General features: G+C 59.8%; 31 protein-coding genes. 16 read left to right on the top strand and 15 right to left on the bottom strand.

Going from position 1 to position 24,371, the window contains the following annotated elements; all coding sequences use genetic code 11:
• Window positions 1-73: 73 nt before the first annotated feature.
• Window positions 74-304 carry a hypothetical protein gene (locus RBH10_RS16435; RefSeq protein WP_045016448.1) on the top strand — a complete coding sequence of 77 codons (231 nt, stop codon included), beginning with the start codon at window positions 74-76 and terminating at the stop codon, window positions 302-304.
• Here the strand turns inward: RBH10_RS16435 and dprA are convergent.
• From dprA to RBH10_RS16415, 4 genes are read right to left on the bottom strand one after another with little or no spacing between them, the layout of a single operon-like run.
• The gene (gene dprA / locus RBH10_RS16430) at window positions 260-1,399 is read right to left on the bottom strand and encodes a DNA-processing protein DprA (RefSeq protein WP_281036477.1); all 1,140 of its coding nucleotides are present in this window, start codon (window positions 1,397-1,399) and stop codon (window positions 260-262) included. The genes RBH10_RS16435 and dprA overlap by 45 nt on opposite strands.
• Before the next feature lie 22 nt (window positions 1,400-1,421).
• Complete coding sequence (gene plsY / locus RBH10_RS16425) at window positions 1,422-2,039, bottom strand: glycerol-3-phosphate 1-O-acyltransferase PlsY (protein ID WP_281036478.1); 618 nt, start codon at window positions 2,037-2,039, stop codon at window positions 1,422-1,424.
• A 47-nt stretch (window positions 2,040-2,086) separates the two neighbouring features.
• Window positions 2,087-3,379 carry a dihydroorotase gene (locus tag RBH10_RS16420; RefSeq protein WP_281036479.1) on the bottom strand — a complete coding sequence of 431 codons (1,293 nt, stop codon included), beginning with the start codon at window positions 3,377-3,379 and terminating at the stop codon, window positions 2,087-2,089.
• On the bottom strand, window positions 3,376-4,317 hold the full coding sequence (locus RBH10_RS16415; RefSeq protein ID WP_003512724.1) for an aspartate carbamoyltransferase catalytic subunit: 942 nt from the start codon (window positions 4,315-4,317) through the stop codon (window positions 3,376-3,378). The genes RBH10_RS16420 and RBH10_RS16415 overlap by 4 nt, the downstream gene beginning before the upstream one ends.
• Window positions 4,318-4,446: 129 nt before the next feature.
• On the opposite strand from RBH10_RS16415, the gene RBH10_RS16410 reads away from it, so the two are divergent.
• Together RBH10_RS16410 and RBH10_RS16405 are read left to right on the top strand one after the other, a co-directional pair.
• Window positions 4,447-6,099, top strand: a complete 1,653-nt coding sequence (locus RBH10_RS16410; RefSeq protein WP_045015975.1) for an acyl-CoA dehydrogenase family protein — start codon at window positions 4,447-4,449, stop codon at window positions 6,097-6,099.
• Window positions 6,100-6,238: 139 nt separating this feature from the next.
• Window positions 6,239-6,850, top strand: a complete 612-nt coding sequence (locus tag RBH10_RS16405) for a GNAT family N-acetyltransferase (protein ID WP_281036480.1) — start codon at window positions 6,239-6,241, stop codon at window positions 6,848-6,850.
• Window positions 6,851-6,865: 15 nt separating this feature from the next.
• Here the strand turns inward: RBH10_RS16405 and RBH10_RS16400 are convergent, their stop codons facing one another.
• Entirely contained in the window at window positions 6,866-7,789 is a 924-nt protein-coding gene (locus RBH10_RS16400; protein WP_281037363.1) for an ornithine cyclodeaminase family protein, read from the bottom strand.
• 196 nt (window positions 7,790-7,985) lie between these two features.
• Between RBH10_RS16400 and RBH10_RS16395 the strand changes: the two genes are divergently transcribed.
• The 3 genes from RBH10_RS16395 to RBH10_RS16385 all read left to right on the top strand — a co-directional run bounded on the left by RBH10_RS16395 (window position 7,986) and on the right by RBH10_RS16385 (window position 9,361).
• Complete coding sequence (locus RBH10_RS16395; protein WP_306180708.1) at window positions 7,986-8,630, top strand: TetR/AcrR family transcriptional regulator; 645 nt, start codon at window positions 7,986-7,988, stop codon at window positions 8,628-8,630.
• Between the two features lie 255 nt (window positions 8,631-8,885).
• A complete protein-coding gene (locus RBH10_RS16390; protein ID WP_281037404.1) occupies window positions 8,886-9,047 on the top strand; it encodes a hypothetical protein in 162 nt (53 codons plus the stop codon).
• Entirely contained in the window at window positions 9,044-9,361 is a 318-nt protein-coding gene (locus tag RBH10_RS16385) for a DUF6105 family protein (protein ID WP_281036482.1), read from the top strand. Before RBH10_RS16390 ends, RBH10_RS16385 begins: the two co-directional genes overlap by 4 nt.
• Here RBH10_RS16385 and ruvX read toward each other — a convergent pair.
• Window positions 9,313-9,792 carry a Holliday junction resolvase RuvX gene (gene ruvX, locus RBH10_RS16380; protein WP_281036483.1) on the bottom strand — a complete coding sequence of 160 codons (480 nt, stop codon included), beginning with the start codon at window positions 9,790-9,792 and terminating at the stop codon, window positions 9,313-9,315. The genes RBH10_RS16385 and ruvX overlap by 49 nt on opposite strands.
• Window positions 9,793-9,807: 15 nt before the next feature.
• On the bottom strand, window positions 9,808-10,110 hold the full coding sequence (locus tag RBH10_RS16375; RefSeq protein WP_281036484.1) for an alkylphosphonate utilization protein: 303 nt from the start codon (window positions 10,108-10,110) through the stop codon (window positions 9,808-9,810).
• 184 nt (window positions 10,111-10,294) lie between these two features.
• Here RBH10_RS16375 and RBH10_RS16370 point away from each other — a divergent pair, with 184 nt between their 5' ends.
• The 3 genes from RBH10_RS16370 to gatA all read left to right on the top strand — a co-directional run bounded on the left by RBH10_RS16370 (window position 10,295) and on the right by gatA (window position 12,951).
• Window positions 10,295-10,999, top strand: a complete 705-nt coding sequence (locus tag RBH10_RS16370) for a metal-dependent hydrolase (protein WP_281036485.1) — start codon at window positions 10,295-10,297, stop codon at window positions 10,997-10,999.
• Window positions 11,000-11,126: 127 nt separating this feature from the next.
• Window positions 11,127-11,414, top strand: coding sequence for an Asp-tRNA(Asn)/Glu-tRNA(Gln) amidotransferase subunit GatC (gatC, locus tag RBH10_RS16365; protein WP_045015982.1), 288 nt, complete (start codon window positions 11,127-11,129; stop codon window positions 11,412-11,414).
• Window positions 11,415-11,469: 55 nt separating this feature from the next.
• Entirely contained in the window at window positions 11,470-12,951 is a 1,482-nt protein-coding gene (gatA, locus tag RBH10_RS16360) for an Asp-tRNA(Asn)/Glu-tRNA(Gln) amidotransferase subunit GatA (RefSeq protein WP_281036486.1), read from the top strand.
• 66 nt (window positions 12,952-13,017) lie between these two features.
• Here the strand turns inward: gatA and RBH10_RS16355 are convergent, their stop codons facing one another.
• Window positions 13,018-13,275 carry a YjhX family toxin gene (locus RBH10_RS16355; protein ID WP_281036487.1) on the bottom strand — a complete coding sequence of 86 codons (258 nt, stop codon included), beginning with the start codon at window positions 13,273-13,275 and terminating at the stop codon, window positions 13,018-13,020.
• A 314-nt stretch (window positions 13,276-13,589) separates the two neighbouring features.
• On the opposite strand from RBH10_RS16355, the gene RBH10_RS16350 reads away from it, so the two are divergent.
• Complete coding sequence (locus tag RBH10_RS16350; protein WP_281036488.1) at window positions 13,590-14,099, top strand: GNAT family N-acetyltransferase; 510 nt, start codon at window positions 13,590-13,592, stop codon at window positions 14,097-14,099.
• Here the strand turns inward: RBH10_RS16350 and RBH10_RS16345 are convergent.
• Window positions 14,081-14,413 carry a DUF1294 domain-containing protein gene (locus RBH10_RS16345; protein ID WP_281036489.1) on the bottom strand — a complete coding sequence of 111 codons (333 nt, stop codon included), beginning with the start codon at window positions 14,411-14,413 and terminating at the stop codon, window positions 14,081-14,083. The two genes, RBH10_RS16350 and RBH10_RS16345, sit on opposite strands and share 19 nt — an antisense overlap.
• A gap of 151 nt (window positions 14,414-14,564) precedes the next feature.
• On the opposite strand from RBH10_RS16345, the gene gatB reads away from it, so the two are divergent.
• From gatB to RBH10_RS16320, 5 genes are all read left to right on the top strand, one after another.
• Window positions 14,565-16,070 (top strand): Asp-tRNA(Asn)/Glu-tRNA(Gln) amidotransferase subunit GatB, encoded by a 1,506-nt coding sequence (gatB, locus tag RBH10_RS16340; RefSeq protein ID WP_281036490.1) that lies wholly within the window; start codon window positions 14,565-14,567, stop codon window positions 16,068-16,070.
• A gap of 215 nt (window positions 16,071-16,285) precedes the next feature.
• Window positions 16,286-16,783, top strand: coding sequence for a GNAT family N-acetyltransferase (locus tag RBH10_RS16335; protein WP_306180706.1), 498 nt, complete (start codon window positions 16,286-16,288; stop codon window positions 16,781-16,783).
• On the top strand, window positions 16,780-17,253 hold the full coding sequence (locus RBH10_RS16330) for a GNAT family N-acetyltransferase (protein ID WP_306180705.1): 474 nt from the start codon (window positions 16,780-16,782) through the stop codon (window positions 17,251-17,253). The genes RBH10_RS16335 and RBH10_RS16330 overlap by 4 nt, the downstream gene beginning before the upstream one ends.
• A gap of 111 nt (window positions 17,254-17,364) precedes the next feature.
• The gene (locus tag RBH10_RS16325) at window positions 17,365-17,763 is read left to right on the top strand and encodes an NADH:ubiquinone oxidoreductase subunit NDUFA12 (protein ID WP_045015988.1); all 399 of its coding nucleotides are present in this window, start codon (window positions 17,365-17,367) and stop codon (window positions 17,761-17,763) included.
• Window positions 17,764-17,893: 130 nt separating this feature from the next.
• Complete coding sequence (locus RBH10_RS16320; protein ID WP_045015989.1) at window positions 17,894-18,331, top strand: DUF2155 domain-containing protein; 438 nt, start codon at window positions 17,894-17,896, stop codon at window positions 18,329-18,331.
• Between the two features lie 120 nt (window positions 18,332-18,451).
• Here the strand turns inward: RBH10_RS16320 and aat are convergent, their stop codons facing one another.
• From aat to RBH10_RS16295, 5 genes are all read right to left on the bottom strand, one after another.
• On the bottom strand, window positions 18,452-19,066 hold the full coding sequence (gene aat, locus RBH10_RS16315) for a leucyl/phenylalanyl-tRNA--protein transferase (protein WP_306180704.1): 615 nt from the start codon (window positions 19,064-19,066) through the stop codon (window positions 18,452-18,454).
• 6 nt (window positions 19,067-19,072) lie between these two features.
• Window positions 19,073-20,419, bottom strand: a complete 1,347-nt coding sequence (gene accC / locus RBH10_RS16310; RefSeq protein WP_306180703.1) for an acetyl-CoA carboxylase biotin carboxylase subunit — start codon at window positions 20,417-20,419, stop codon at window positions 19,073-19,075.
• A 12-nt stretch (window positions 20,420-20,431) separates the two neighbouring features.
• Window positions 20,432-20,917, bottom strand: a complete 486-nt coding sequence (accB, locus tag RBH10_RS16305; RefSeq protein ID WP_281036494.1) for an acetyl-CoA carboxylase biotin carboxyl carrier protein — start codon at window positions 20,915-20,917, stop codon at window positions 20,432-20,434.
• Window positions 20,918-20,942: 25 nt separating this feature from the next.
• Entirely contained in the window at window positions 20,943-21,380 is a 438-nt protein-coding gene (aroQ, locus tag RBH10_RS16300; protein ID WP_003496340.1) for a type II 3-dehydroquinate dehydratase, read from the bottom strand.
• A 124-nt stretch (window positions 21,381-21,504) separates the two neighbouring features.
• Window positions 21,505-22,272 carry a DsbA family protein gene (locus tag RBH10_RS16295; RefSeq protein ID WP_045015993.1) on the bottom strand — a complete coding sequence of 256 codons (768 nt, stop codon included), beginning with the start codon at window positions 22,270-22,272 and terminating at the stop codon, window positions 21,505-21,507.
• A gap of 171 nt (window positions 22,273-22,443) precedes the next feature.
• Here RBH10_RS16295 and RBH10_RS16290 point away from each other — a divergent pair, with 171 nt between their 5' ends.
• Complete coding sequence (locus RBH10_RS16290) at window positions 22,444-23,601, top strand: pyridoxal phosphate-dependent aminotransferase (protein WP_281036495.1); 1,158 nt, start codon at window positions 22,444-22,446, stop codon at window positions 23,599-23,601.
• A gap of 28 nt (window positions 23,602-23,629) precedes the next feature.
• On the opposite strand, the gene RBH10_RS16285 is transcribed toward RBH10_RS16290, so the two are convergent.
• Window positions 23,630-24,313, bottom strand: coding sequence for a helix-turn-helix transcriptional regulator (locus tag RBH10_RS16285; protein ID WP_281036496.1), 684 nt, complete (start codon window positions 24,311-24,313; stop codon window positions 23,630-23,632).
• Window positions 24,314-24,371 lie beyond the last annotated feature (58 nt).

Below are 24,371 nucleotides of genomic sequence, written 5' to 3'. Positions count from 1 at the left end.
AGTTATGATTGGAAACATCATTCAATTTCTACTCAAAGCTCTTCATTTCAGGCTGTATTCGCAGGATAAATATATGGTCCCCGACGTAACAAACAATAAGGCCTATAATGAGGGAACCCGGGAGAATTTAGCCTATATCCGGCAGATGCTCGCGGAACTGAGGCTCGTCGCCAATCGCGAGGGCGCCGATATGCTGTGTTACCTGATTGAAATGGCCTATGTGGAAGTTGGCGATATTCAGAGCGGGCAGCGCAAGCTTTCAATCCGCGAGGAGCGAAACCCGCCCCCCGGCATGCCGGTTTAGCCGCCCGGCAATATCGAGTTCCAGAAGCACCATGTGAACGGTGGCCGCGGAAAACCCCGTATGGCGAATGATATCGTCCGTTTCGACGGGCGAGTGACCGAGGGCGGCGGCAATGACGCTGCGCTCATCATCCCTGGGCGGTGACATCTCCGTGTCGGCTATTGGTTCCTCGACCGTGCGGTCAAGGGGCAATTGCGGTTCCATCAGCGGCCGCAGCGCATCGAGAATGTCGGCCGCACCCGTGGTCAGCATCGCGCCTTCCTTGATCAGCCGGTTGGTGCCTTCGCAGCGCGCGTCGAGCGGGGAGCCCGGCACGGCGAAAACCAGCCGGCCCGCTTCGCCGGCAAGCCGCGCCGTGATCAGCGAACCGGAGCGTTCCGCCGCTTCCACGATGACGACGCCGAGCGAGACGCCTGATATCAACCGGTTGCGGCGGGGAAAATCCCGCGCGCGTGGTTCCCAGCCGAAGGGCATTTCGCTGATCGTCGCGCCGCCCTGATCGTAGATGTCCTGCAAGAGCCCGAAATTTTCCTGAGGGTAGGGACGATCGAGACCGCCTGCCAACATCGCCACCGTGCCGGTTGCAAGGCTTGCCCGGTGCGCCGCCGCGTCTATACCGCGCGCCAGCCCGGAAGCGATCGTATAGCCCGCACGACCGCAGTCGCGCGCCAGCATCGCGGCAAATTTCGCGCCGTTGATGGAGGCATTGCGGGATCCGACGATGCCGACGCATGGTCGTGTTGCGGTGGACGCCGACCCCTTCACGGCGATCAGCGGCGGCGCGCCGTCCAGCTGTCGCAGGGCGGGCGGATAGTCCGGTTCACCGAGGCCGACGAAACGCGCGCCGAATTTTTCAGCCGTTTCGATTTCACCTTCCGCTTCCGCCTGCGTGGTGATGCGCGGACTGCGCGAGGAACCGCCGCGCCTTGAAAGCTCGGGCAGGGCATCGAGCGCCTTTTCGGCGCTGCCAAAATGATTGATGAGTTCGCGGAAGGTAACGGGGCCGATATTGTCGCTGCGGATCAGCCGCAGCCAGGCCAGCCGCTGCCGCGCGGAAAGCTCTATGCCCTGCCGTTTCGTTTCCTCATGCGGCATGGCATATCCTCGAAAACGGGCTTCAGCCCTTTTGCCCGATCCTGCTTTCCGTGCCCGCCAGAAGCCGCGCGATGTTTTCACGGTGTTTCCACCAGGAAATCACGCTCAGCACCGTCACCAGCAAGGCCGTTTTTTCAGGTCCGAGGATCCAGAGGGCCACCGGGATCACAAGCATTGCCAGCAACGCCGACAGCGAGGAATAGCGGGTGATGAAGGCGGTCGCGAGCCAGATCAGCGCAAAGGCCAGCATCATCAGGGGGGCTGCGCCAAGAAGTACGCCGATATAGACTGCGACGCCCTTGCCGCCCTTGAAGCCGAGCCAGACCGGAAACAGATGGCCGAGAAATGCGAAGAAACCCGCAACCAAGGACGCCTCGTAACCCCAGAGCGCATTGGCGACGAGCACTGCCGCCGTACCCTTCAGCGCGTCAAGCAGCAAAGTCGCAGCGGCGAGCTTCTTGTTACCGGTACGCAGCACGTTGGTTGCGCCGATATTGCCGGAGCCGATCTTGCGCACATCCCCCAGCCCCGCCATGCGGGTGAGGATGAGGCCGAAGGGTATCGAGCCGAGCAGATAGCCGATCAGCGCCGCAAGCGCGAGAAGGGCAGGCGCCGTTTGCCAGTCAGTCAAAACACTCATTCAACGTTCCCTCTGTCGCGCGCCCGCGTGATCCTGTGTCCGTGATCTTATGCCAAGGAATGCACCGCTTTGCCAGCCACATAAGTGGCGACAGCGCGACCGCTGAAACGGGCATCCTCGAACGGCGTGTTCTTGGATTTTGACACCAGTTGATCCTTCGCGACCAGCCATGGCTCGTCGAGGTCGATCAGGGTGATATCGGCCTTTGCGCCAACTTTCAGCGTTCCGGCATCCAGACCGAAGATTTTCGCCGGGCGGGTGGAAAGCGCATCGATCAGCCGCATCAGCGGAACCTCGCCGCTGTGATAGAGGCGCAGCGTCGCCGCCAGCATGGTTTCCAGCCCCACCGCGCCGCTTGCCGCATCCGAAAACGGCAGGCGCTTGGTGTCCACATCCTGCGGGTCATGCGAGGAGACGATGATATCGATGGTGCCTTCCTTCAGTGCCTCGACCATGGCCTTGCGGTCGTCTTCGGTACGCAGCGGTGGTGAAAGCTTGAAGAAGGTGCGGTATTCGCCGATATCGTTTTCGTTCAGCGTCAGATGGTTGATCGAGATGCCGCAGGTGGCTTTTACGCCCCGCTGCCGGGCAAGACGAACCGCTTCAGCCGATTCCGGCACGGAAATCTTGGCGGCGTGGTAGATCGCCTGCGTCAGACCGGCAATGCGCAGGTCGCGCTCCAGCGGAATGATTTCGGCTTCCTTCGGAATGCCTGACAGGCCGAGCCAGCTTGCGAAAAGCCCCTCGTTCATGTCGCCGCCGCCAATATATTTGTCGCGGGTCTCGAGCGCGATCACCGCACCCAGTTCGCGCGCATAGGTCATGGCGCGGCGCAGCACCAGCGTGTCGGAAAGCGCCTTGCGACCATTGGTGAAGGCAACCGCACCGGCTTCCTTCAGTAGGCCGATCTCGGTCATTTCCTCGCCGTTGAGGCCCTTGGTCAGCGCCGCTGCGGGATGGACGTTAACGAGCGCCTTGTCGCGCGCCGCCTTTTTTACATATTCGACCAGAGCTATGTCGTCGATAACAGGGTCGGTGTCCGGCATCACGATGATGCTGGTGACGCCGCCGGCCGCTGCCGCGCGCGAGGCGGATTCGATGGTTTCGCGGTGTTCGCCACCCGGCTCGCCCACGAAAACGCGGGCATCCACCAGACCGGGAACGGCCAGCAGTCCCTTGCAGTCGCGAACTGTCGCACCTTCGGGAGCGCCCTGATTGTGGGCATCCTTGCCGGAGGCCAGGATCGTGCCGTCGGCGCCGATGACGATGCTGCCGGCCTCATCCAGATTGCGGGAGGGATCAACGATGCGGAGGTTTTTGAGAACGGTCACGGCACTCATACGCGCTCACCCTGATTTTGCGAGACAAGCAGGGTTTCCATGACAGCCATACGCACGGCAACCCCCATTTCCACCTGGCTTTCGATGACGCTCTGTGGACCATCAGCCACTTCGGAGGAGATTTCCACGCCGCGGTTCATCGGGCCGGGGTGCATGACCAGCGCGTCTTCTTTCGCCGCCTTCAGCTTTTCGGCATCAAGACCATAATAGTGGAAATATTCGCGCACCGAAGGCACGAAGGAGCCGGACATGCGCTCGCGCTGCAGGCGCAGCATCATCACCACATCGGCGTTCTTCAGACCTTCCTTCATGTCGTGGAAGACTTCGACGCTCATGTCGCGGATGCCAGAAGGAAGAAGCGTGGCGGGAGCCACGACACGTACGCGCGCACCCATCTGGTTGAGCAGGATGATGTTGGAGCGGGCGACGCGTGAATGCAGCACGTCGCCGCAGATCGCCACCGTTATTCCCGACAGGTCACCCTTGGCGCGGCGGATGGTCAGCGCGTCGAGAAGCGCCTGCGTCGGGTGTTCATGCTGGCCGTCGCCGGCATTGACCACGGAGCAGGCGACCTTCTGCGCGAGAAGGGCTGCGGCACCGGCCGATGAATGACGCACGATCAGCACATCCGGGCGCATGGCGTTCAGCGTCATCGCGGTGTCGATCAGCGTTTCGCCCTTCTTCACCGAAGAATTGCTGACCGACATGTTCATCACATCGGCACCGAGACGTTTTCCGGCCAGCTCGAAGGAGGACTGCGTTCGCGTCGAGGCTTCGAAGAACAGGTTGATCTGTGTGAGGCCCCGGAGCGTCGAGGTTTTCTTCTCGCGCTGGCGGCTGATTTTCACCGCTTCATCGGCCTTGTCGAGAAGCAGGGTTATATCCTGATGGGAAAGCCCCTTGATGCCGAGGAGATGGCGATGGGGAAAATAGACCATGGAAATTGTCCTCCGGGTCGCAATAGTCAACGGGTCTATAAAGACAGGTGGCTTTGCGGGCAAGCATGCGATAAGCCGGGTTTTGGCATATACACGCAATAAAGCACGAATCCCGATAGAAGGATGCGAATGACAGGCATGAACCGGACAGAAGAATCGCTCGCCGAACTAAACCAGCCTAGCCTATGGTCCGGTATCAATGCCTATCGTTCCGATCCGCTGATCGTCGACCTCACCTCCGGCCTGTCACGCAATCTGAGGGACGAGTTCGACCAGCTCGGCCGTTACGTCACATCGCACGAAGCGCAGGAGCTGGCGCGCATGGCCAATCAGGGCGTGCCGCAGCTGCACACCCACGGCCCGCGCGGCGAACGTCTCGATCAGGTGGAGTTCCATCCCGCATGGCACGCGCTGATGCGCCGCTCCATGTCATCAGGTCTTCATTCCAGCGTCTGGGAAAATGCAGCCGAAACGCGTGGAAACGAACACAAGGCCCGCGCCACCAAATTTTATCTGACCTCGCAGCTCGAGGCCGGGCATCTCTGCCCGCTGACCATGACCAGCGCCTCCGTTGCCGCCATCATGACCTCGTCGCGCGTGCAGAAGGAATGGGTGCCGAAGATCCTGTCGCGGAAATATGATTCCTCGCAGAAACCGGCCTTGCAGAAAACCGCCGTCACCGTCGGCATGGGCATGACGGAAAAGCAGGGCGGCACGGATGTGCGCGCCAACCGCACCACGGCGGAGCGGGTGGGTGAGGGCATCTATCGCCTGTCCGGCCATAAATGGTTCCTCTCCGCGCCGATGAGCGATGGTTTCGTCATGCTGGCGCAGATGGGCGACGGCATGGGTTGTTTCCTTGTGCCGCGTTATCTGGAAGACGGTTCCGCCAACGGCCTGCATTTCCAGCGCCTGAAAGACAAGCTCGGTAATCGCTCCAACGCTTCTGCCGAAGTCGAGTTCACCGATGCTTTCGGTTATCTGCTGGGCGAGCCGGGCAGTGGTGTGCGCACCATTCTCGACATGGTGACGCTGACGCGGCTCGATTGCGCGCTCGCATCATCAGGCATGATGCGCGCTTCGCTGGCGGAAGCCGTGCATTTCGCACGCGGCCGTTCGGTGTTCGGCAAGACGCTGGTCAGCCAGCCGATCATGACGCGTGTTCTTGCCGACATGGCGCTGGACGTTGCAGCCGCGACGGCGCTGTCCTTCCGGCTGGCGTCGGCTTTCGACGCCGCCCGCAACAATGCCGCCGAGGCGGCCTATGCGCGAGTGATGACGCCCATCGTGAAATACTGGTGCTGCAAGATTGCGCCGGCGCTGATCTACGAGGCCATGGAATGCCTTGGCGGCAACGGTTACGTGGAAGAACGGCCGATTGCCCGCCACTACCGCGAAGCGCCGGTCAATGCCATCTGGGAAGGCTCCGGCAATGTCATGGCGCTGGATGTGCTGCGCGTTCTCCAGCGCGGCAAGGATTTGTTCGATCTCGTTTTCCAGACGCTGGAGCGTGACCTCGGACCCGCCGGTAAAAAGACCACCGACGTCCTGCGCGCCGCAATCGCGCTTGCCGAACGTGACGAAGGGGCGGCCCGCCTGCTGGTCGAGCAGTTTGCGCTTGCTGCCGCTGCCGCCGAGCTTTGCCGGCTCGGCGCGGGCAAGATCGCCGATGCCTTCCTCGAAACCCGTCTGGCGGGTGGCTGGCGGCATACTTACGGCATGCTCGATTCCCGCTTCGATCCGAATTATATAATCGATCTTCTGTATCCGCCCGCGTCCTGAGCGACAAAGGGCGGATGACGGTTGTTGCAATCCCTGCGGGAGGGGGCTCGGATTTGAAAAAAAGCAGTGGCGTGGGGCGTAGTTCTATCGGTCATGACATCTTCGCGTGTCGATGCGCGGCAACGAAGGGTGGCTGCCCATGCTGACTTTTCGTTCCGCCCGCCCCGAAGATGAGGACGCGCTTTACGCCATAAGCCTTGCGACCGGCGATGCAGGGCACGATGCGACCCCGCTTTATCGCGATGGCCGCATGGTCGGGCATATCTATTCTGTGCCCTATCTGCATTTGTGGCCCGATGCCGTTTTTGTGGCGGAGGACGAGGAGGGTGTCTGCGGTTATATCGCCGGCGCGCTCAACACGACCTTACATGACGAGCGGCTAGAACGGGAGTGGTGGCCGCATCTGCGCACCCTTTACCCCGACCCCGGTGGCGACCCGCAAACATGGAATGCCGACCAGCGCCGCGCCCATTTCATCCATCACCCGCGCCACACACCAACCTGGCTCACCGATCCGTTTCCGGCCCATATCCACATGAACCTTCTGCCGCGCACGCAGGGCAAGGGTGGCGGCACGCGGCTTTTGTCGCGCTGGCTCGATATGGCGAGACAAAACAACGTCTATGGCATCCACCTCGGTGCCAGCGAACGCAACGCAGCGGGCATGCGCTTCTGGGAAACCCGCGGCTTCAAACGTCTCGAAAGCCACGAAACACCCGGCACCGTGTGGTTTGGTATGGCGCTGGAATAGAACCCGAAGATGACGTTATCCGCGTAGCTTCAATATGGCCGCGGCGACCGCCACTTCGGTGCCGGCGAGGCCGGTTGAGCAAAAAAGGGTGGTTGTGTCGGCACTGCGTTGCCGCACTCTATTTTCTGAAATGATTGACGCCAGATCCTCGACCCGTTCTTCGTGGCTTGTTCCGGCAAGAAAGAAGGGAGAGGCGTAAGCGTGCATCTGTTCGGGAGAATCGGTCGCGATACGATGCGCCATTTCGGCGACATCCAGATCGATTTCATGTCCACCTAGTGTTTTGGGACCAACGGTGTTGATATGAACTCCTGGCTTCAAGTCCTTCGCGTGAAGAACGGGCATTGAACTGCTTGTCGCACAAATGACGATATCGGCACCACGAACGGCTTCTGCGACGCTGCCGACCGCTTCGATGTCGAGGCCCAGATGCCGCTGCATTTCTTCCACGAAAGCATTGCGATTTTTTGCGTTGCGGCTGTAGACCCGAACGCGTGAAAGCCGCCGGACCGCTGCCGCTGCGGCAAGTTGTGCCCGTGCCTGAAAACCGCTTCCAACAACGCCGACAGTGGTTGCATTCGCATCGCTCAGGTGCCTAATAGCGACGCCACCGATCGCGCCGGTGCGGATCGCGCCAAGTTTCTCGCCGATAACGATGCCTTCCAGCTTGGCGGTTTCCGTCGACCACACCGCGACGATTTGCGAGTGGTGATCGCCATTGAAAGTATCGTAGACGCGAAAGCCTGCAATCGGAGCGCTGCCCAGAACGCCTCCCACGGTGAAAACGAGATCGCCTTTGCCGGGAAAAGTGACGTGATGCCGTGGTGGAGAAATCATCCGGCCTTGCGCCTTTTGCCGGATGGCAGTTTCCACCGCATCGATGGCGACCGGCATGATGGCGCTGCCTGTCAAATCCTGATCCGTCAATATTGTCGTCATGGCGTTTCCTCTGGAATCGTCGCATCGTAAAATATTAAGCAAAGTTGAGGTCAAGCGGTCTGCCGGCAAAATTCCCTGTCGCCCGTGCGCTTGTCATCCACAGGAACCTTCTCTTCAGCCGCACCGCTGCATTGTCCTTGCCTTCACGCTTTGTTAACTCCTTGGGGAGGCCTTTTTAGAAAACGGGTAGAAAAGCATGCTGGCGACCGCAGAGGTGATTTCAGCCGACAGACCGGAAAAGCGCATCACGGATCGCGCTGCGACCGAGAAGGCGATTTTCGATGCGGCGCGGTCGCTTCTGGCTGAAGAGGGTTTTCAGGGTTTCGGCATCAATGCGGTGGCCCGTCGCGCCGGCTGCGACAAGCAGCTCATCTATCGTTATTTCGGCGGTCTGGACGGTCTGATCGAGGCGATCGGCGAGGATCTCGGATCCTGGGTGAAGGACCGTATTCCGGAAGACACCGGCGGCATGTTCCTTTTGACCTATGGCGATCTCATGGAAAAGCTGGCGCTTTATTTCATCGATGCGCTGCGCAGCGATCCTCTCGTCTGCAAGATCATCGCCTGGGAAGTGTCGGACGGTTCGCCGCAGGTGAGGCGGCTTGCCGAAGCTCGTGCGAAATCGCTCGGCAAATGGCTGGAGCGCATGCGCGGTTCGCTGGCAGCGCCGAAGGGTGTGGATACCGCTGCCGTCAACGCCGTGTTGTTCGCCGCCATCCAGCACCTCGTCATTTCCGCTGCAACCAGCGGCCAGTTTGCCGGCGTGCCGCTCAAATCGGACAAGGACTGGGACAAGATCATCACCGCCGTCAAAAGGCTGGTGCGCGGCGTTTACGGCTGAACCCCTTACAGGGAGCAGGCGAGACCGTTGTCTTTAATTGGCCTGCCGGCATTTAACGAAAAATTAGCCATGTTTTCACCCGCCCGGCAACCGTCCGGCGGGATTTTCCGTTGCCCTGACGAGGAGTTTTTCCACACCCCACCCAGCCGCGTTAACCATAACTCCAGCTTTCATTTGCGTCGCCAGGGCTGCGGGTCCAGTGTGAATTAACGAAGTGTTAACCATGCGCAATGACTGCGCACAAGGGAGCCGCAAGTGAGCCGCTGGACAGCTTTAGGCGTCATGATGACGTTTTTTGTGATGCTGCCGTTGGATATCGACGTGCCGGCGCTGAACCTTTGCCTAATGGCACTGGCGCGCTGGGCGGTGCTTGCTGGCATTCCCGATACGGTTTTTGTGCGGGGGCAGACGGCATGAAGTGGTTTTTGATCCTCTGGGCCGGTCCCGTCGCATTGCTGGGTAGCTGGTACTGGCTTTCCTATTACGACATGAGCTTCGGTTTCTACATGCTGACCCGCCAGACGCATGATCTGGTATTTGCGATTTACGGCAATATTCTCGGCCTGCCACCCGAAAGCCTGCCGCCGCTGGTGGCGCGCGCCATCGCGGTCGACAGCCTGATCGTTTTTGCTATCCTCGCTTTCCGCAAGAGAAAGCAGATTGCCGCCTGGTGGCTTGGCCCTCAGCCTGCCGAGCGGGCGAGGGTCGAAAGCCTGTCCAGCGCGCCCTGAAGAATGAAGCTTGCGGCTGCCGAATCGATGCGTTCGGCCCGTTTGGCGCGCGACACGTCCATTTCCAGAAGCACACGTTCGGCGGCGACCGTTGAAAGCCGCTCATCCCAGAAAATGAAGGGCAGGGCGGTTTTTTCACCCATGGTGCGAACGAAGGCGCGTGTTGCCTGCGCGCGTGGTCCGGCCGATCCGTCCATGTTTATCGGCAGGCCGATAATGAAGGCGGCCACCTTCTCCTTCTCGGCAAAGGCCAGCAGCACCGCTGCATCCTGTGTGAATTTTACTCGCTTGAGGACGGGGCGCGGTGTCGCGAAGCGCCGCGACAGGTCCGACATGGCAAGCCCGATGGTTTTCGTGCCAAGGTCGAGGCCGGCAATCGCCTGTGCGGGCTGGAGCGTTTCCGCAAGTTCCTCGATGGTGAGTATCGCCATGTCGCGTGCTGCCTCTTATCGTTTGCGGACGAATTCGGTGCGCAGCACCAGACCCTTGACCGCATCGTGTTTGCAATCGATCTCTTCCGGATTTCCGGTCAGGCGGATCGATTTGATGACGGTGCCCTGCTTGATGACCGTATTGGTGCCCTTGACCTTCAGATCCTTGATCAGCGTGACAGAATCGCCGTCCGCAAGCACATTGCCCGCCGCATCCAGCACTTCCGAAGCTTTCGCCGCTTCGGCGGCAATTTCGGAAGCCGGTCGCCATTCGCCCGTCACCTCGTCATACACATATTCGTCATCGTTTGCGGCCATTTTGGCTCTCCTGAAAATCTGTGGTGGGGTTGTCCGGCCGTCCTACTGCATAATTCCTTAAACCGGAATCGATTTAAGGACAAAATGTTGCGGCCTATGAAAGTTTTGCGGCGTCGCTTGTGTGTCGCGAATTGCACGCGGCACCCTGCGCCACGATATACCGGCAATACAAAGGAGTAGTTTCATGAAAATCACCTGGCTCGGCCATTCCGCCTTCCGTCTTGAAAACGGCGACGCGAAAATCCTCATCGATCCATTCTTCACCGGCAATCCCGGATTTGCCGGACAGGATGCGAAGACAGCGGCGCAGGGCATCACCCATATTCTCCTGACACACGGCCATGGCGACCATGTCGGCGACACCGTTGAGCTTGCCCGAGAAATGGGCGCGACCGTGCTTGCCAATGCCGATCTCGCCGCCTGGCTTGCCGCCAAGGGTGTCGCGAAGATCGATATGGGCAATACCGGCGGCACGGTGCATTTCGACGGATTTTCCGTCACCTTCACCAATGCGCTGCATTCGTCCGCCCAGATCACCGAGGATGGCGTGTCCCATTCGCTCGGCAGCGCCAATGGCCTGATGCTGCATTTCGAAGACGGCCCGGCCGTCTATCATATGGGCGATACGGATATCTTCTCCGACATGAAGCTCATCAACGAATTGCATCAGCCGGATATCGGCTTGGTGCCGATCGGTGACCGCTTCACCATGGGTGGTGCTGTGGCGGCACTGGCCTGCCAGCGCTTCTTCAAGTTCGGCAATGTCATTCCCTGCCACTACGGTTCCTTCCCGATCATCGACCAGACGCCGGAGAAGTTCGTGGCCGGCATGGAAGGCTCGGAAGCGCGCATCCATACGCCGAAGCCGGGCGATATACTGTCCTTCTGACATTTTGCTTTTAGGCATGTCGTTACCGCAAAAGCGCTTCACACTTTGACGCGACATGCTTTCTACCGTTGCGAATGGCGGGCATGGTGATTATAGCGGGTAGGAAAATTCCTACCGGAGTAGAACCATGTCCGTCGATCTCGCCACCGTAAAGCGCGTTGCGCGCCTTGCCCGTATCGCTGTCAATGAAGAAGAAGCACAAAATATGCTCGGTCAGTTGAACGGCATACTCGGTTTCGTCGAGCAGCTTTCGGAAGTGAATGTCGACGGCGTCGAGCCGATGACATCAGTGACCCCGGTGGATATGAAAAAGCGTGCCGACGTGGTGACTGACGGCAACAAGGCGGAGGACATTGTCGCCAATGCGCCTGCGACCGACCGGGACTTCTTCATGGTTCCGAAAGTGGTCGAATAGTCCGACCGCCGTTTGCCGCCCGATTTTTCCAAGATTTCGAAAGCCGTTGCCGACCATGACCGACCTGACGAGCCTGACCATTGCCGAAGCCCGCGAAAAGCTGAAGGCGAAAGAATTTTCCGCCCTTGAGCTGACCGATGCCTACCTCTCCGCCATCGACGCCGCCAACGGCGCGCTGAACGCCTATGTCGTAACCACGCCTGAAAAGGCGCGCGAAATGGCGAAAGCCTCCGACGGCCGCATCGCCGCAGGCTCTGCAGGCGAGCTGGAAGGCGTTCCGCTTGGCGTGAAGGACCTTTTCGCCACCCGTGATGTGCACACGCAGGCGTGTTCGCATGTTCTCGATGGCTTCAAGCCGAAATACGAATCCACTGTCACCCAGAACCTCTGGGATCAGGGCGCCGTCATGCTCGGCAAGCTCAACATGGACGAATTCGCCATGGGCTCGTCGAACGAAAGCTCCTGGTACGGTCCGGCCATCAACCCCTGGCGCGCCAATGGTTCCGAGCAGAAGCTGGTGCCGGGCGGTTCTTCCGGCGGTTCGGCCGCTGCCGTTGCCGCGCATCTGTGTGCAGGCGCCACAGCAACCGACACCGGCGGCTCCATCCGCCAGCCGGCAGCCTTCACCGGCACCGTCGGCATCAAGCCCACCTATGGTCGTTGCTCGCGTTTCGGCATCGTTGCTTATGCTTCCTCGCTCGATCAGGCGGGTCCGATCGCCCGTGACGTGCGCGACGCTGCGATCCTGCTCAAGACCATGGCGAGTGTTGACGCCAAGGATACGACTTCCGTTGATCTGCTTGTGCCGGATTACGAAAAGGCCATCGGCCAGTCGCTCAAGGGTCTGAAGATCGGTATACCCCGGGAATACCGCGTCGACGGTATGCCGGATGAGATCGAAAAGCTCTGGGCCAAGGGCGTCGAGTGGCTGCGCGATGCCGGTGCCGAAGTCGTCGATATCTCGCTGCCGCACACCAAATACGCGCTGCCTGCCTATTACATCGTCGCGCCCGCGGAAGCCTCATCCAACCTTGCCCGTTATGACGGCGTGCGTTACGGCCTGCGCGTCGACGGCAAGGACATTGCCGACATGTACGAAAAGAGCCGCGCCGCCGGTTTCGGCAAGGAAGTGCAGCGCCGCATCATGGTCGGCACCTATGTGCTGTCGGCCGGTTATTACGACGCCTATTACCTGAAGGCGCAGAAGGTTCGCACCCTCATCAAGCGCGATTTCGAAAACGTCTTCCATGAGGGCGTCGACGCCATTCTCGCACCGATCACCCCGTCTTCCGCCTTCGCGGTCGGCGACGAGGAACTCGCCTCCGACCCGGTGAAGATGTACCTTCAGGACGTTTTCACCATCACGGTCAACATGGCTGGTCTTCCCGGCCTTTCGGTGCCTGCCGGCCTCGACGGAAAGGGCCTGCCGCTCGGCCTGCAGCTCATCGGCAAGCCTTTCGAAGAGGAAACCCTCTTCAAGACGGCCCATGCCATCGAACAGGCCGCCGGCAAGTTCACGCCCGCCAAGTGGTGGTAAGTGGTCTAGCGGAACCCAGTTCCTGAATATTTGGCGGGCGGTAGCGATTGCTACCGCCCGCTTATTTTATCGATTATTCAGCTCACCTCGCACGAGTTCCAACCCACGCATGGTGATGCGGTAAGGCTTGCCGCCCGAAGAGGCGATGGCCCGCTTCCGTTTCAGTTTGCGGAAGGTGAGTAGATCGAGGCCGCTGAAAATCCAGCCGTCGCGCGTGTAGAGGGCGAGTTTTTCGATTTTGTGGTGGTCGTCTCGAACGAGTTCGATGCTGCCGCCCTGGGCGAGCAGGTGAAGAATGCGCTGTTCGGCGCGAGAAATGTCCATTTTCGGAAATCCGGTCGGCGTCATTTAGACGCGTGCAAACAAACCCGGGTGCCGTTAGGGCATCCGGCTCGGTTTCAGCATGGCCCGGCGCGCAAGAAACTTGCGGGCAGGGCCGTTACCGGGACTCCGATTGAGCGAACATAAAAACTCCTTGCGTACTCTTTTTGGTTAGCGGGAGAGACCGGCGCGGTCAAGTCCGGCGCACATCACCGGTCGGAGACTTTACGAGGGAAGAGCAGGGATGCGGTGCGGAAACCGCACTGGCCGAATCGCGCGACCGATGCTTTACTTCGGTCGGCCATGGAGGGTGCGGCTTGATCGTCATTCGCAATGCGCATGAGCAGGAAGCGGAGGTTCTGGCGGCCATCGGCCTCAGGGCATGGCGGCAGGCGACGATGGCGCTCGGCATCACCACACCGCTTTACGACAACGCTGCCAGCGCCTTTTCCAATTTCACCCGTTCATCCTGGGTTGCCATCCGGGTGGCGGAATTTGGCGGTGCGGTTGCCGGATGGGCGGCGCGGGAACATTTCAACGAGGCGATTTCCGATTTCTGGATCGATCCGGACTTTCAGCGTCGGGGTATCGGCAGTCTCCTGCTCGCGGACATCGAACGGCAGATATTGCAAAGGGATTTCGAAACCATCCGGCTTGAAACCCATGCGCAGAACGAACCGGCGGTCGCCTTTTTCAGGCACCACGGTTACAGCGTCCACTGGCTCTCCGTCTCCTATGCGCCGAAGCTTGACCGCGACGTGCAATCCGTCGGCCTGCAAAAGCAGCTGGTCGAGGTCGAGAGCGGCCTTTACGGGCCGGGGTTCTGAGACAGCCTCTGCAGGCCGTTCACAAGCCGTATCGGCCAGTCCGGCATGATGGCGAAGGAGGCGACAAGGCCTGCCTGCAATATCACGATGGATATCAGGATGCTGCGGAAGGGTTCCTTGCGGGTTTTGTGCCGCAGAAGTTGTTGCGCCGAGATCGCGCCCATGCTGCCGCCCACGAGAGCAAGCGATAACAGCGTGCTTTCCCGAATGCGCCAGCCGCCGTTTCCTGCCGCCCGCTTGTCCCACCAATAGACAAGAAAGACGAAAAGATTGAAGGCGATATAGGTCATGAAACAGAGAGCGATCATCGTCATGGCGTGAATTGAAATTCAGAACCGTAAAAAATACGTATGCAGCGCCGCCGAAAACCCGGCGCTTCGCGTGACAGGGCGCAAGATGTCTTGCGCCCGCGCGCCATATGTTCTACCCACCAGAGCCAAAGAACCCGTATTTCGTGAGCTTCAGATGACCCTTGTAGACGTGCGCACCCCCGACCCGAAACGCTTCATTCCCGGCGCCACCGGCGATTGGGAAATCGTGATCGGCTTGGAGGTGCATGCGCAGGTTCTCTCCAATTCCAAACTGTTCTCCGGCGCTTCGACCACCTTCGGCAATGCGCCGAACTCCAACGTGTCGCTGGTGGATGCCGCCATGCCCGGCATGCTTCCCGTCATCAACGAGGAGTGCGTCAAGCAGGCGGTGCGCACCGGTCTTGGCCTGAAGGCGAAGATCAACAACCGTTCGATCTTCGATCGCAAGAACTACTTCTATCCGGATTTGCCGCAGGGCTACCAGATTTCGCAGTTCAAGGCCCCGATCGTCGGCGAGGGCATCATCACCATTTCGCTCGGTCCGGACCGTCAGGGCAATTTCGAGGATATCGAGATCGGCATCGAACGCCTGCATCTGGAGCAGGACGCCGGCAAGTCCATGCATGACCAGCACCCGACCATGTCCTTCGTGGACCTGAACCGTTCGGGCGTGGCGCTGATGGAAATCGTTTCCAAGCCGGATATGCGCTCGTCGGATGAGGCAAAGGCCTATCTCACCAAGCTGCGCTCCATCGTGCGTTATCTCGGCACCTGCGACGGCAACATGGACGAAGGCTCGATGCGCGCCGACGTCAACGTCTCCGTGCGCCGTCCCGGCGAAGGCTTCGGCACGCGCTGTGAAATCAAGAACGTCAACTCCATCCGCTTCGTCGGCCAGGCCATCGAATATGAGGCGCGCCGCCAGATCGCCATTCTGGAAGACGGCGGTGCCATCGATCAGGAAACTCGCCTGTTCGACCCCGGCAAGGGCGAGACGCGCTCGATGCGCTCGAAGGAAGATGCGCATGACTATCGTTATTTCCCCGATCCGGACCTGCTGCCGCTTGAATTCGACGATGCTTTCGTCGAGGCGCTGAAGGTCGATCTGCCGGAGCTTCCCGACGACAAGAAGGCGCGTTTCGTGGCCGATCTCGGCCTGTCGATCTATGACGCCTCGATCCTCGTTTCGGAAAAGGCGATTGCCGATTATTACGAGGCCGTTGCTGCCGGTCGCGATGCGAAGGCTGCCGCCAACTGGGTCATCAACGATCTTCTTGGTGCGCTGAACAAGTTCGGCAAGGATATCGAGACGACGCCGGTTTCGCCGGAACAGCTGGGTGGCATCATCGACCTCATCAAGGCCGAGACCATTTCGGGCAAAATCGCCAAGGATGTGTTCGAAATCATCTGGAACGAGGGCGGTAACCCGGCTGAAATCGTCGAGACGCGCGGCATGAAGCAGGTGACGGATACCGGCGCCATCGAAAAGGCCGTGGATGAAATCATCGCCGCCAATCCGGATCAGGTCGAGAAGGTGAAGGCGAAGCCGACGCTTGCCGGCTGGTTCGTCGGCCAGGTCATGAAGGCGACGGGCGGCAAGGCCAACCCGCAGGCCGTGCAGGCGCTGGTGAAGGCCAAGCTCGGCATTGAGGACGAGTAAGAATTGTGAGCCGGGGTCACCCTCGGTAGGCGGTTGTGAGAGACCGGAGGTCTCTCGTCCGTCATCCTCGGGCTTGACCCGAGGATCTAACGACCCACAAGGTCGAACGTGCTTAGATCCTCGGGTCAAGCCCGAGGATGACGTCGAGTGCGGGGGTCTGACATCGCTTCTGCCGGGACGAGGTCCCGGCATTTCTGTTTTTAGACGGAGCCATCATGTTTTTCATTCGCACGGCAAGTCTGCGAGACATTGAGCCGGTACGCACCTTGCTCGCCACGACCTGGCACGCGACCTATGACGCGATCTACGGCGCCGACAAGGTGAACGAGCTGATTGCGGCTTGGCATTCGCCGCAGGCCATGAAGGACCGTGTTGAGAAAAAAGGTGGCGAGTTTCTGGTGGCTGATGATGGTAAGCGGATTGGCGGTATGGCCTATGGCTCCATGTCCACCAAAATGGTGAAGACGGCCCTGCTGCACCAGCTTTATGTGGCCCCGGAATTCCAGCGCCAGGGCGTCGGCCGCGATCTCTTTGCCGAACTCGAAACCTGCTTTCCGGATGCGGAAATCATGCGTCTTGAAGTCGAGCCTAAAAATACTGTCGCAATCGCCTTTTATGAAGGCGTCGGTTTTGCCGAAGTAGATCAGATCGAGCGCATGGCGGGCATCGAGGGTTTGCCCGGCATCGTAATGGAAAAGAGCCTGAAACGATGAATGCGACACTGGACAAGCTGATAATCCGCACGGCAAGGCAAGAGGATGTTCCGGCGCTCGCCGCCATCTATGCAGCCGACGAGGTCGGGGGCCATGGCGATACCGCCGACGGATCGGCGCAGCCGGATTATCTCGCGGCTTTCCGCGACATAGATGCATCGCCCACCGAGACGCTCTACGTGGCTGAACTGGAGGGGGAGGTCGTCGGCACATTTCAGACGGCCATCCTGACCAAGCTCATCGGGCGCGGGGCGAAATCCATGATGATCGAGGCGGTGCAGACGCGGTCCGACATGCGCGGCCGCGGCATCGGCGCAGTGATGATCAATTATTGCCTTGAGGAAGCGCGGCGCAGCGGTCTGAACGCCGTGCAGCTCACCTCAAACATGGCCCGGCTGGATGCGCATCGCTTCTACGAGCGGCTGGGTTTCGAGAAGCGGCATTTTGGCTTCAGGATGAAGCTGAAATAGCGCGGATATATCTCGAAATGCTGGACAATTGTCGCAGGTGGCGGCATAAGCTTTTCTTGTGCCGTGCGACTAGAAAATCGCTGCGGTGCATTCAAGCCCGAGGAACGCATAATGAAGACTCTCCTGACGCAAATCTTCACCTGGTGGAACGGCCAGACGATCGGAACGCGGTTTCACACCTGGCGTTTCGGCAAGAAGGTCGGACAGGACGAGTTGGGCAACACCTATTACGAAGGCGGCACGACCTCCTGGGGCATGCCGCGCCGCTGGGTGATCTACAACGGTTATGCTGAAGCTTCGGCCATTCCGCCCGGCTGGCATGGCTGGATGCATTACCGCACCGACGTGCCGCCGAGCCAGGAAACCTACGTTCCGCGCGAATGGCAGAAGGCGCACCAGACCAACCTCACCGGCACGTCCAAGGCCTATCGCCCTCAAGGGTCGTTGGCTGTGGCCGGCGAGCGCCCGCGCGTGACCGGCGACTACGACGCCTGGACCCCCGGCAACTGAGAATTGTGATGCGCGGTGTTGTGCAAAACGCCGCGCTTACGCCGGACCTCACCGGTTTTTGCCACATTCCGCCCTTACGCGTTGATCCGGTCGTCGTCTCGACACAGGCAATTTTTTGGAGACATATCGTATGAGGATATTCACGCGGGATCGCTCTTTGCGTGCGCTGACAGTGTCGCTGTTTGCGGCGGTCTCTGCCGTCATCCTCATTTCGCCCGTCTCCGCTGCCCGTCTGGAAAACCGCGTCGCGGTGTTTTCCGGTATCGACAAGATCACCGGCCGCATCACCTCTTTCGATGTCTATATTAACGAGACGGTGCAGTTCGGCGCGCTTCAGGTGACGCCGAAGGTCTGTTATTCCCGCGACCAGACGGAAACCCAGAAGATCGACGCCTTCATCGAAGTCGATGAAATCACGCTCGACCGCAAGATCCGCCGGATTTTCACCGGCTGGATGTTCGCCGACAGCCCCGGCCTCAACGCCGTCGAGCACCCGATCTACGACGTCTGGCTGACGGGCTGCAAGCAGGACTCCACTGTTCCCGCTCCCTCTACGGCAAAAAAATAACCTTACGTTATGATTTTTAGAGCATTTCCAGTAAAAGTGCGTAGCGGTTTTACGTCCGGAAAATGCGTAAAAACAAAAAGTTAGAGCACGTCTAGCGATTCCGTTTAAACCGGACGTGCTCTAGAACTGCAGGTTGGGCCGGTTGACGGCCTGATCGAGCATTTTCGCATATTGCTGCTTCGGCACGTCGATTGCGCCGAATGTCTTCAGATGCTCGGTGGTGAATTGTGTGTCGAGTAGCACGAAACCGCTCGCCCTCAGCCGTTCCACCAGATGCACGAGACAAATCTTGGAGGCGTTGGTGCGGCGGGAAAACATGCTTTCGCCGAAGAATGCGGCTCCGAGCGACACGCCGTAAAGCCCGCCGACCAGTTCCTTGCCGTCCCACGCCTCGACGCTATGGGCGTGGCCGATCTGGTGCAGCTCGGTGTAGAGCTTGCGAATGGTGGAATTGATCCAGGTGCTCGGCCTGTCCGGCGCTGCCGCAGCACAGCCCGCCATCACCGCTTCGAAAGCGGTGTTGAAGCGTATGTCGAACGGCTTCCTGCGCATTGCCTTGGTAAGGCTTTTGGAAATGTGGAAATCATTGAGCGGGATGATACCGCAGATCTCGGGCTCGACCCAGAAAAGCTCTGGGTCATCTGCCGAATCGGCCATGGGAAACAGGCCGGCGGAATAGGCGCGCAGCAATATATCGACGGTTATGCCGTTATTTCTGCTGCGCCGCCCAACCATATCGTCTTAGTGAGACGCATCACCGGCCAGGTACTTCTCCAGCCAGTGAATGTCGTAATTGCCATTGAGGATATCTTCGTTCTGAAGAAGATCCTGGAAAAGCGGTAGAGTGGTCTTGATGCCGTCGACGACGAACTCGTCCAGCGCCCGACGCAGACGGCGGATGCATTCGTCACGGTCGCGACCGTGAACGATCAGCTTGCCGATCATGCTGTCGTAATAGGGCGGGATCTTGTAGCCCTGATAGGCACCCAGATCGACGCGTACGCCAAGACCGCCCGGCGTGTGGAAATAGGTCAGCGTGCCGGGGGAGGGAACGAAGGTACGCGGGTCTTCGGCGTTGATTCGGCATTCGATGGCATGGCCATGGAATTCGATATCCGCCTGCGTGACCGACAGGCCCTGGCCTGAAGCGACCCTGATCTGTTCCTGCACGAGATCCATGCCGGTGATCGCTTCCGTGACCGGATGCTCCACCTGAAGACGGGTGTTCATTTCGATGAAATAGAACTCGCCGTTTTCATAAAGGAACTCGATGGTGCCGGCACCGCGATATTTCAGCTTGCGCATGGCGTCGGCGCAGATTTCGCCGATCTTCATGCGCTGTTCGACGGTCAGCGCCGGTGAATTGGCTTCTTCCAGCACCTTCTGGTGACGGCGTTGCAACGAGCAATCGCGTTCGCCAAGGTGAATGGCATTGCCTTCGCCATCGCCAAAAACCTGCACTTCGATATGGCGCGGCTTGCCGAGGTATTTTTCCATGTAGACGGCGTCGTTGCCGAAGGCTGCTGCCGCCTCGGAGCGGGCAGTCGCAACCGCCTCTTCCAGATCGGCTTCGGTCTTCGCCACCTTCATACCGCGACCGCCACCCCCCGCCGTTGCCTTGATGAGGACCGGGAAGCCGATCGTCCGGGCAATTTCGAGCGCGTTTTCAGGCTTCACTTCGCCATCCGAGCCGGGAACGACGGGAATGCCGAGTTCCTGTGCCGTCTGCTTGGCGGTGATCTTGTCGCCCATGATGCGGATATGTTCGGCGGTCGGTCCGATGAAGGTGATGCCGTGCGCGTCGAGAATATCGGCGAACTTGGCATTTTCCGACAGGAAGCCGTAACCGGGGTGAACGGCGTCCGCACCGGTGATTTCGCAGGCCGCAACGATCTGGTGGATGTTGAGGTAGCTGTCACGCGAGGGTGGCGGGCCGATGCAGACGCTTTCGTCGGCAAGGCGCACATGCATGGCGTCCGCGTCGGCCGTGGAATGCACGGCGACTGTCGGAATGCCAAGCTCCTTGGCAGCGCGCAGGACGCGCAGCGCAATCTCGCCGCGGTTGGCTATGAGGATCTTCGAAACCATGCTGAACCGCCTTTATTCGATGACCACGAGAGCTTCACCATACTCCACGGGCTGTGAGTCGTTGACGATGATTTCCACAACCTTGCCGGACTTGGGGGCCGGGATCTGGTTCATGGTCTTCATGGCTTCGACGATGAGGATGGTCTGGCCTTCCTTGACAGTCGCGCCCACTTCGATGAAGGGACGTGCGCCCGGAGCAGGCGACAGATAGACCGTGCCGACCATCGGAGAGGTGACGGTGTTGGCCGGGTTGCGGGCAGGCGCTGCGGAGGCCGCAGGTGCTACAGGTGCTGCAACAACCGCCGCTGCAGGGGCTGGCGCCGGTGCTGCGTAGTGGGCGGGCGCCGAGGCATAGACCGTGGCTGGCGGAGCGGCGCGGGAAACGCGGATGCGCAGGTCTTCCTGCTCCACTTCGATTTCCGAAAGGTCGGTATCGTTGAGGATATTCGCGAGCTCGCGGATCAGTTCCTTGTCGATACCCTGTTTCTTTTCAGACATGACAAACCCTATTCTTTGTTTCTTTTTATGCCGTGATGTTTTTCAGCGCGTGAAGCGCCATGATATATCCGTATGGTCCGAAACCGCAGACCATGCCCTTCGCGGCGGGCGATACCATCGATTTATGACGGAATTCTTCCCGCGCGTGGATGTTGGAAATGTGCACTTCCACGACGGGTGTGGAAATCGCACGAATGGCGTCGTGTAGCGCGATCGAGGTGTGGCTGTAGGCACCGGGATTGATGACGACGCCCGCCGCCCTCTCGCCCGCCTCATGCAACCAGTCCACGAGCACGCCTTCGTGGTTGGACTGGCGGAATTCCACTGCGAAGCCGAGATCGGCACCAGCCGCAAGACAATCGTTCTCGATGTCTTTCAGCGTCTTGCCACCATAGATACCCGGTTCCCTTTTTCCCAGCATGTTGAGATTGGGGCCATTGATGACGATGATGATGTTGCTCATTCGCGTTTCCATAAGAAAATCAGCGACACCTATAGACTGCGCAGCCGTCAAGGAAAAGCCCCCGAAAGCCGTAAAGAGCCGGGAGGCCCGGCATCCACAGGGAATGCGGGAGCTTTTTCGGCAATCAGGAGCAGGTGGCTTTTCCGCAGGTGCGCATATTGGCGATTTTTTCCTTCAGCGGGTCCGCACCAACAGCGCCGAAAACGGCCTCGTTGCCGACGATATAGGACGGCGTTCCGGTGATGCCGAGGCTGTTGGCGAGCTTGTAGGTTTCCTGCACCTGCGCGTCGTTGGGGTTTTCAGCCATCGACTTGCGGATGTCGGCTTCCTTGAGGCCAAGCGAGGTCGCGACTTCCATGGCGCTGTCCTCATTCGCCCGTCCGCGGCCGCCGAGCAGGGCGCGTTGGAACTCGGGATACTTTGCCGGGGCAAGCAGCTTGACGGCGTTGGAGACCCGATGGGCTGCGACCGATTCCGGCCCGAGGATCGGGAATTCCTTGAGGACGACGCGCACCTTCTTGTCGCTCTTCAGAATATTGTCCATGTCGCCCATGGCGCGTTTGCAATAACCGCAATTGTAATCGAAGAACTCGACCAGCGTGACGTCGCCGTCCGGATTGCCGAGCGCCAGATCATATTTCGATTCGAAGATGGTCTTCTGGTTGTCGGCAACCGCTTCCGCGGCCTTGGCGTTGCGGGTCGCATATTGCTTGCGTTCCAGCGCGTCCTGAACCTCAAGCATGATCTCGGGGTTCTCGATCAGATATTGCTTGATGAACTCGCCCATTTCCTTCTTCTGCTTCTCATCGAGAGCATGCGCGGGCAGCGAGACGAAAACCGTCGAAAGGGCCGTCACGCTGGCGAGAAGGGTTGAACGGAGAAGATGCGCCATATCGGTCCTCATACTGTGCGGCCAATGCCTCATGAATGTTATGATGCAATTACCTTACTTTAAGCCAAATGCCATACGGCAAAAATAGTTGTCCGCATTATGGTCGCACGATTGTGAAGAGTGTGATTCTGCGGCAAGTCTCTGAAATACGGTTCAGGAAAGAGCATACCCTTGGTAACAATGTCGAAGCGGAGCGCAGTCGAACCCTTTCATGCCATGGATATCCTGGCGGAAGCGAACCGGCGACGGCAGGCGGGGCGTCCCGTCATTTCCATGGCGGTCGGCCAGCCTTCCCACCCGGCACCGAAAGCCTCGCTGGCGGCTGCACAGGAGGCGCTGAAGCATGGGCGGATCGGCTATACCGACGCGCTGGGCCTGCGCGAACTGCGTGAAGCCATCGCCGGCCATTACCGGCTGCGCCACCAGATCGCTGTCGATCCCGCACGCATCGCCGTGACCACCGGCTCTTCCGCCGCCTTCAATCTCGCTTTCCTCAGCCTTTTCGATGCCGGCGATCACGTCGCGATCGCAAGGCCCGGCTATCCCGCCTATCGCAATATCCTGAAAGCGCTCGGCCTTAATGTCGTGGAAGTGCCTGTCACGGCCGAAACCGGTTATACGCTGACGCCAGCCAGCCTGGAGCGGGCGGAGACCAGAGCGGGCTGCAAGCTGAAGGGCGTGCTTCTGGCAAGCCCGGCCAATCCGACCGGCACGGTGACTGGTCGCGAGGCGCTGAAAAGGCTCGCAAACTATTGCGAAAGCCGCGACATGGCCTTCATTTCCGACGAGATCTACCACGGCCTTACCTTTGTCGGCGAGGAAACGAGCGCGCTTGAAATCACCGACAATGCCGTCGTCATCAATTCCTTCTCCAAATATTACTGCATGACCGGCTGGCGCATCGGCTGGATGGTCCTGCCGGAAAATCTCGTCCGTCCGGTCGAATGTCTGGCCCAGAGCCTCTACATCTCACCGCCGGAACTTTCGCAGCTTGCCGCGACCGCCGCCTTTTCGGCGGCGGAGGAGCTGGACGTCTACCGGGAAAGCTACCGCACCAACCGCGATTTCCTGATGGCGCGCTTGCCGGAAATCGGCCTGCCGCTCGCGTCTCCGATGGATGGCGCTTTTTACGCCTATGTCGATACCAGTCGTTATTCCAACGACAGCATGGATTTTGCCAAGCGGATGCTTGCGGAAATCGATGTGGCGGCGACGCCAGGCATGGATTTCGACCCGGAGGAGGGCCACCGCGCTCTGCGCATTTCCTATGCGGGTTCGGTGTCGGATATTGCCGAGGCCGTGGGACGTATCGCCGGCTGGCTGAAATAAGCCCCGATTCGTCTTTCCCTGTCGGGGATCAGGCGGGCGTGCAGCCGAAGGTGCTGGCAAACGCCTTTTCGCCCTTGGTGGTGAAGGTCAGCACGCGGCCGTTTCCGTGTCGTAGCCAGTCGCGCTGCTGCATGGCTGCAAGCAGCGATGCGCCAAGCCCGCCACCGAGGTGATGGCGGCGTTCGCTCCAGTCCAGGCAATGCAGACAGACCGGGCGCCGTGCTTTTTCCAGCGGCGAAAGGTCGATGCCAAAGCTTGCGAAGAAATCGCGTCCGCTATCCGTCAGCGTAGGGTCGTCGCCTGACGTCACAAACCCGTTTGCAACGATGGCGGAAAGCAGCGCCACGCCGCTTTCTCCGGCCAGATGATCGTAACAGATGCGCGCTTCGCGCAGCGCCTTGTCTTTTGGTCCGGTGCGCACGCGCACCGCGCCAGTGCGCTGGGCAAGCCCCATCAGCGCTTCCAGAACCTGTGCCACATCCTCGTCGGAAAGTCGGAAATAGCGATGACGCCCCTGTTTTTCCGCCTTCAGTAGCTGCGCGTCGGAGAGTTTCGCCAGATGCCCGCTGGCGGTCTGCAGGGTCACGCCTGCGGCTTCCGCAAGTTCGCTTGCCGTCAGCGCGCGCCCATCCATCAGCGCCGTCAATATGTTGGCGCGGGCAGGGTCGCCGATCAGGGCGGCGACATTGGCGATCAAGGGTCCGTCTTTCATAGTTCGATGATAGCCGAAGCATTGATGTCAGGCAATGGCGTAAACAGGAGAGGCAGAA

The organism is Rhizobium sp. AN73 (assembly GCF_030757975.1).
GTDB classification, from domain to species: Bacteria; Pseudomonadota; Alphaproteobacteria; order Rhizobiales; family Rhizobiaceae; genus Agrobacterium; species Agrobacterium arsenijevicii.
Note: the sequence above shows the minus strand (reverse complement) of the source record. Positions and strands in the feature narration are given on the sequence as shown.

Excerpts from the sequence above, each read along its gene's own strand:
- RBH10_RS16435 (WP_045016448.1), top strand. The coding sequence starts at position 74 with ATGGTCCCCGACGTAACAAACAATAAGGCCTATAATGAGGGAACCCGG.
- dprA (WP_281036477.1), bottom strand. The coding sequence starts at position 1,399 with ATGCCGCATGAGGAAACGAAACGGCAGGGCATAGAGCTTTCCGCGCGG.
- plsY (WP_281036478.1), bottom strand. The coding sequence starts at position 2,039 with ATGAGTGTTTTGACTGACTGGCAAACGGCGCCTGCCCTTCTCGCGCTT.
- RBH10_RS16420 (WP_281036479.1), bottom strand. The coding sequence starts at position 3,379 with ATGAGTGCCGTGACCGTTCTCAAAAACCTCCGCATCGTTGATCCCTCC.
- RBH10_RS16415 (WP_003512724.1), bottom strand. The coding sequence starts at position 4,317 with ATGGTCTATTTTCCCCATCGCCATCTCCTCGGCATCAAGGGGCTTTCC.
- RBH10_RS16410 (WP_045015975.1), top strand. The coding sequence starts at position 4,447 with ATGACAGGCATGAACCGGACAGAAGAATCGCTCGCCGAACTAAACCAG.
- RBH10_RS16405 (WP_281036480.1), top strand. The coding sequence starts at position 6,239 with ATGCTGACTTTTCGTTCCGCCCGCCCCGAAGATGAGGACGCGCTTTAC.
- RBH10_RS16400 (WP_281037363.1), bottom strand. The coding sequence starts at position 7,789 with ATGACGACAATATTGACGGATCAGGATTTGACAGGCAGCGCCATCATG.
- RBH10_RS16395 (WP_306180708.1), top strand. The coding sequence starts at position 7,986 with ATGCTGGCGACCGCAGAGGTGATTTCAGCCGACAGACCGGAAAAGCGC.
- RBH10_RS16385 (WP_281036482.1), top strand. The coding sequence starts at position 9,044 with ATGAAGTGGTTTTTGATCCTCTGGGCCGGTCCCGTCGCATTGCTGGGT.
- ruvX (WP_281036483.1), bottom strand. The coding sequence starts at position 9,792 with ATGGCGATACTCACCATCGAGGAACTTGCGGAAACGCTCCAGCCCGCA.
- RBH10_RS16375 (WP_281036484.1), bottom strand. The coding sequence starts at position 10,110 with ATGGCCGCAAACGATGACGAATATGTGTATGACGAGGTGACGGGCGAA.
- RBH10_RS16370 (WP_281036485.1), top strand. The coding sequence starts at position 10,295 with ATGAAAATCACCTGGCTCGGCCATTCCGCCTTCCGTCTTGAAAACGGC.
- gatC (WP_045015982.1), top strand. The coding sequence starts at position 11,127 with ATGTCCGTCGATCTCGCCACCGTAAAGCGCGTTGCGCGCCTTGCCCGT.
- gatA (WP_281036486.1), top strand. The coding sequence starts at position 11,470 with ATGACCGACCTGACGAGCCTGACCATTGCCGAAGCCCGCGAAAAGCTG.
- RBH10_RS16355 (WP_281036487.1), bottom strand. The coding sequence starts at position 13,275 with ATGGACATTTCTCGCGCCGAACAGCGCATTCTTCACCTGCTCGCCCAG.
- RBH10_RS16345 (WP_281036489.1), bottom strand. The coding sequence starts at position 14,413 with ATGACGATGATCGCTCTCTGTTTCATGACCTATATCGCCTTCAATCTT.
- gatB (WP_281036490.1), top strand. The coding sequence starts at position 14,565 with ATGACCCTTGTAGACGTGCGCACCCCCGACCCGAAACGCTTCATTCCC.
- RBH10_RS16335 (WP_306180706.1), top strand. The coding sequence starts at position 16,286 with ATGTTTTTCATTCGCACGGCAAGTCTGCGAGACATTGAGCCGGTACGC.
- RBH10_RS16330 (WP_306180705.1), top strand. The coding sequence starts at position 16,780 with ATGAATGCGACACTGGACAAGCTGATAATCCGCACGGCAAGGCAAGAG.
- RBH10_RS16325 (WP_045015988.1), top strand. The coding sequence starts at position 17,365 with ATGAAGACTCTCCTGACGCAAATCTTCACCTGGTGGAACGGCCAGACG.
- RBH10_RS16320 (WP_045015989.1), top strand. The coding sequence starts at position 17,894 with ATGAGGATATTCACGCGGGATCGCTCTTTGCGTGCGCTGACAGTGTCG.
- aat (WP_306180704.1), bottom strand. The coding sequence starts at position 19,066 with ATGGTTGGGCGGCGCAGCAGAAATAACGGCATAACCGTCGATATATTG.
- accC (WP_306180703.1), bottom strand. The coding sequence starts at position 20,419 with ATGGTTTCGAAGATCCTCATAGCCAACCGCGGCGAGATTGCGCTGCGC.
- accB (WP_281036494.1), bottom strand. The coding sequence starts at position 20,917 with ATGTCTGAAAAGAAACAGGGTATCGACAAGGAACTGATCCGCGAGCTC.
- aroQ (WP_003496340.1), bottom strand. The coding sequence starts at position 21,380 with ATGAGCAACATCATCATCGTCATCAATGGCCCCAATCTCAACATGCTG.
- RBH10_RS16295 (WP_045015993.1), bottom strand. The coding sequence starts at position 22,272 with ATGGCGCATCTTCTCCGTTCAACCCTTCTCGCCAGCGTGACGGCCCTT.
- RBH10_RS16285 (WP_281036496.1), bottom strand. The coding sequence starts at position 24,313 with ATGAAAGACGGACCCTTGATCGCCAATGTCGCCGCCCTGATCGGCGAC.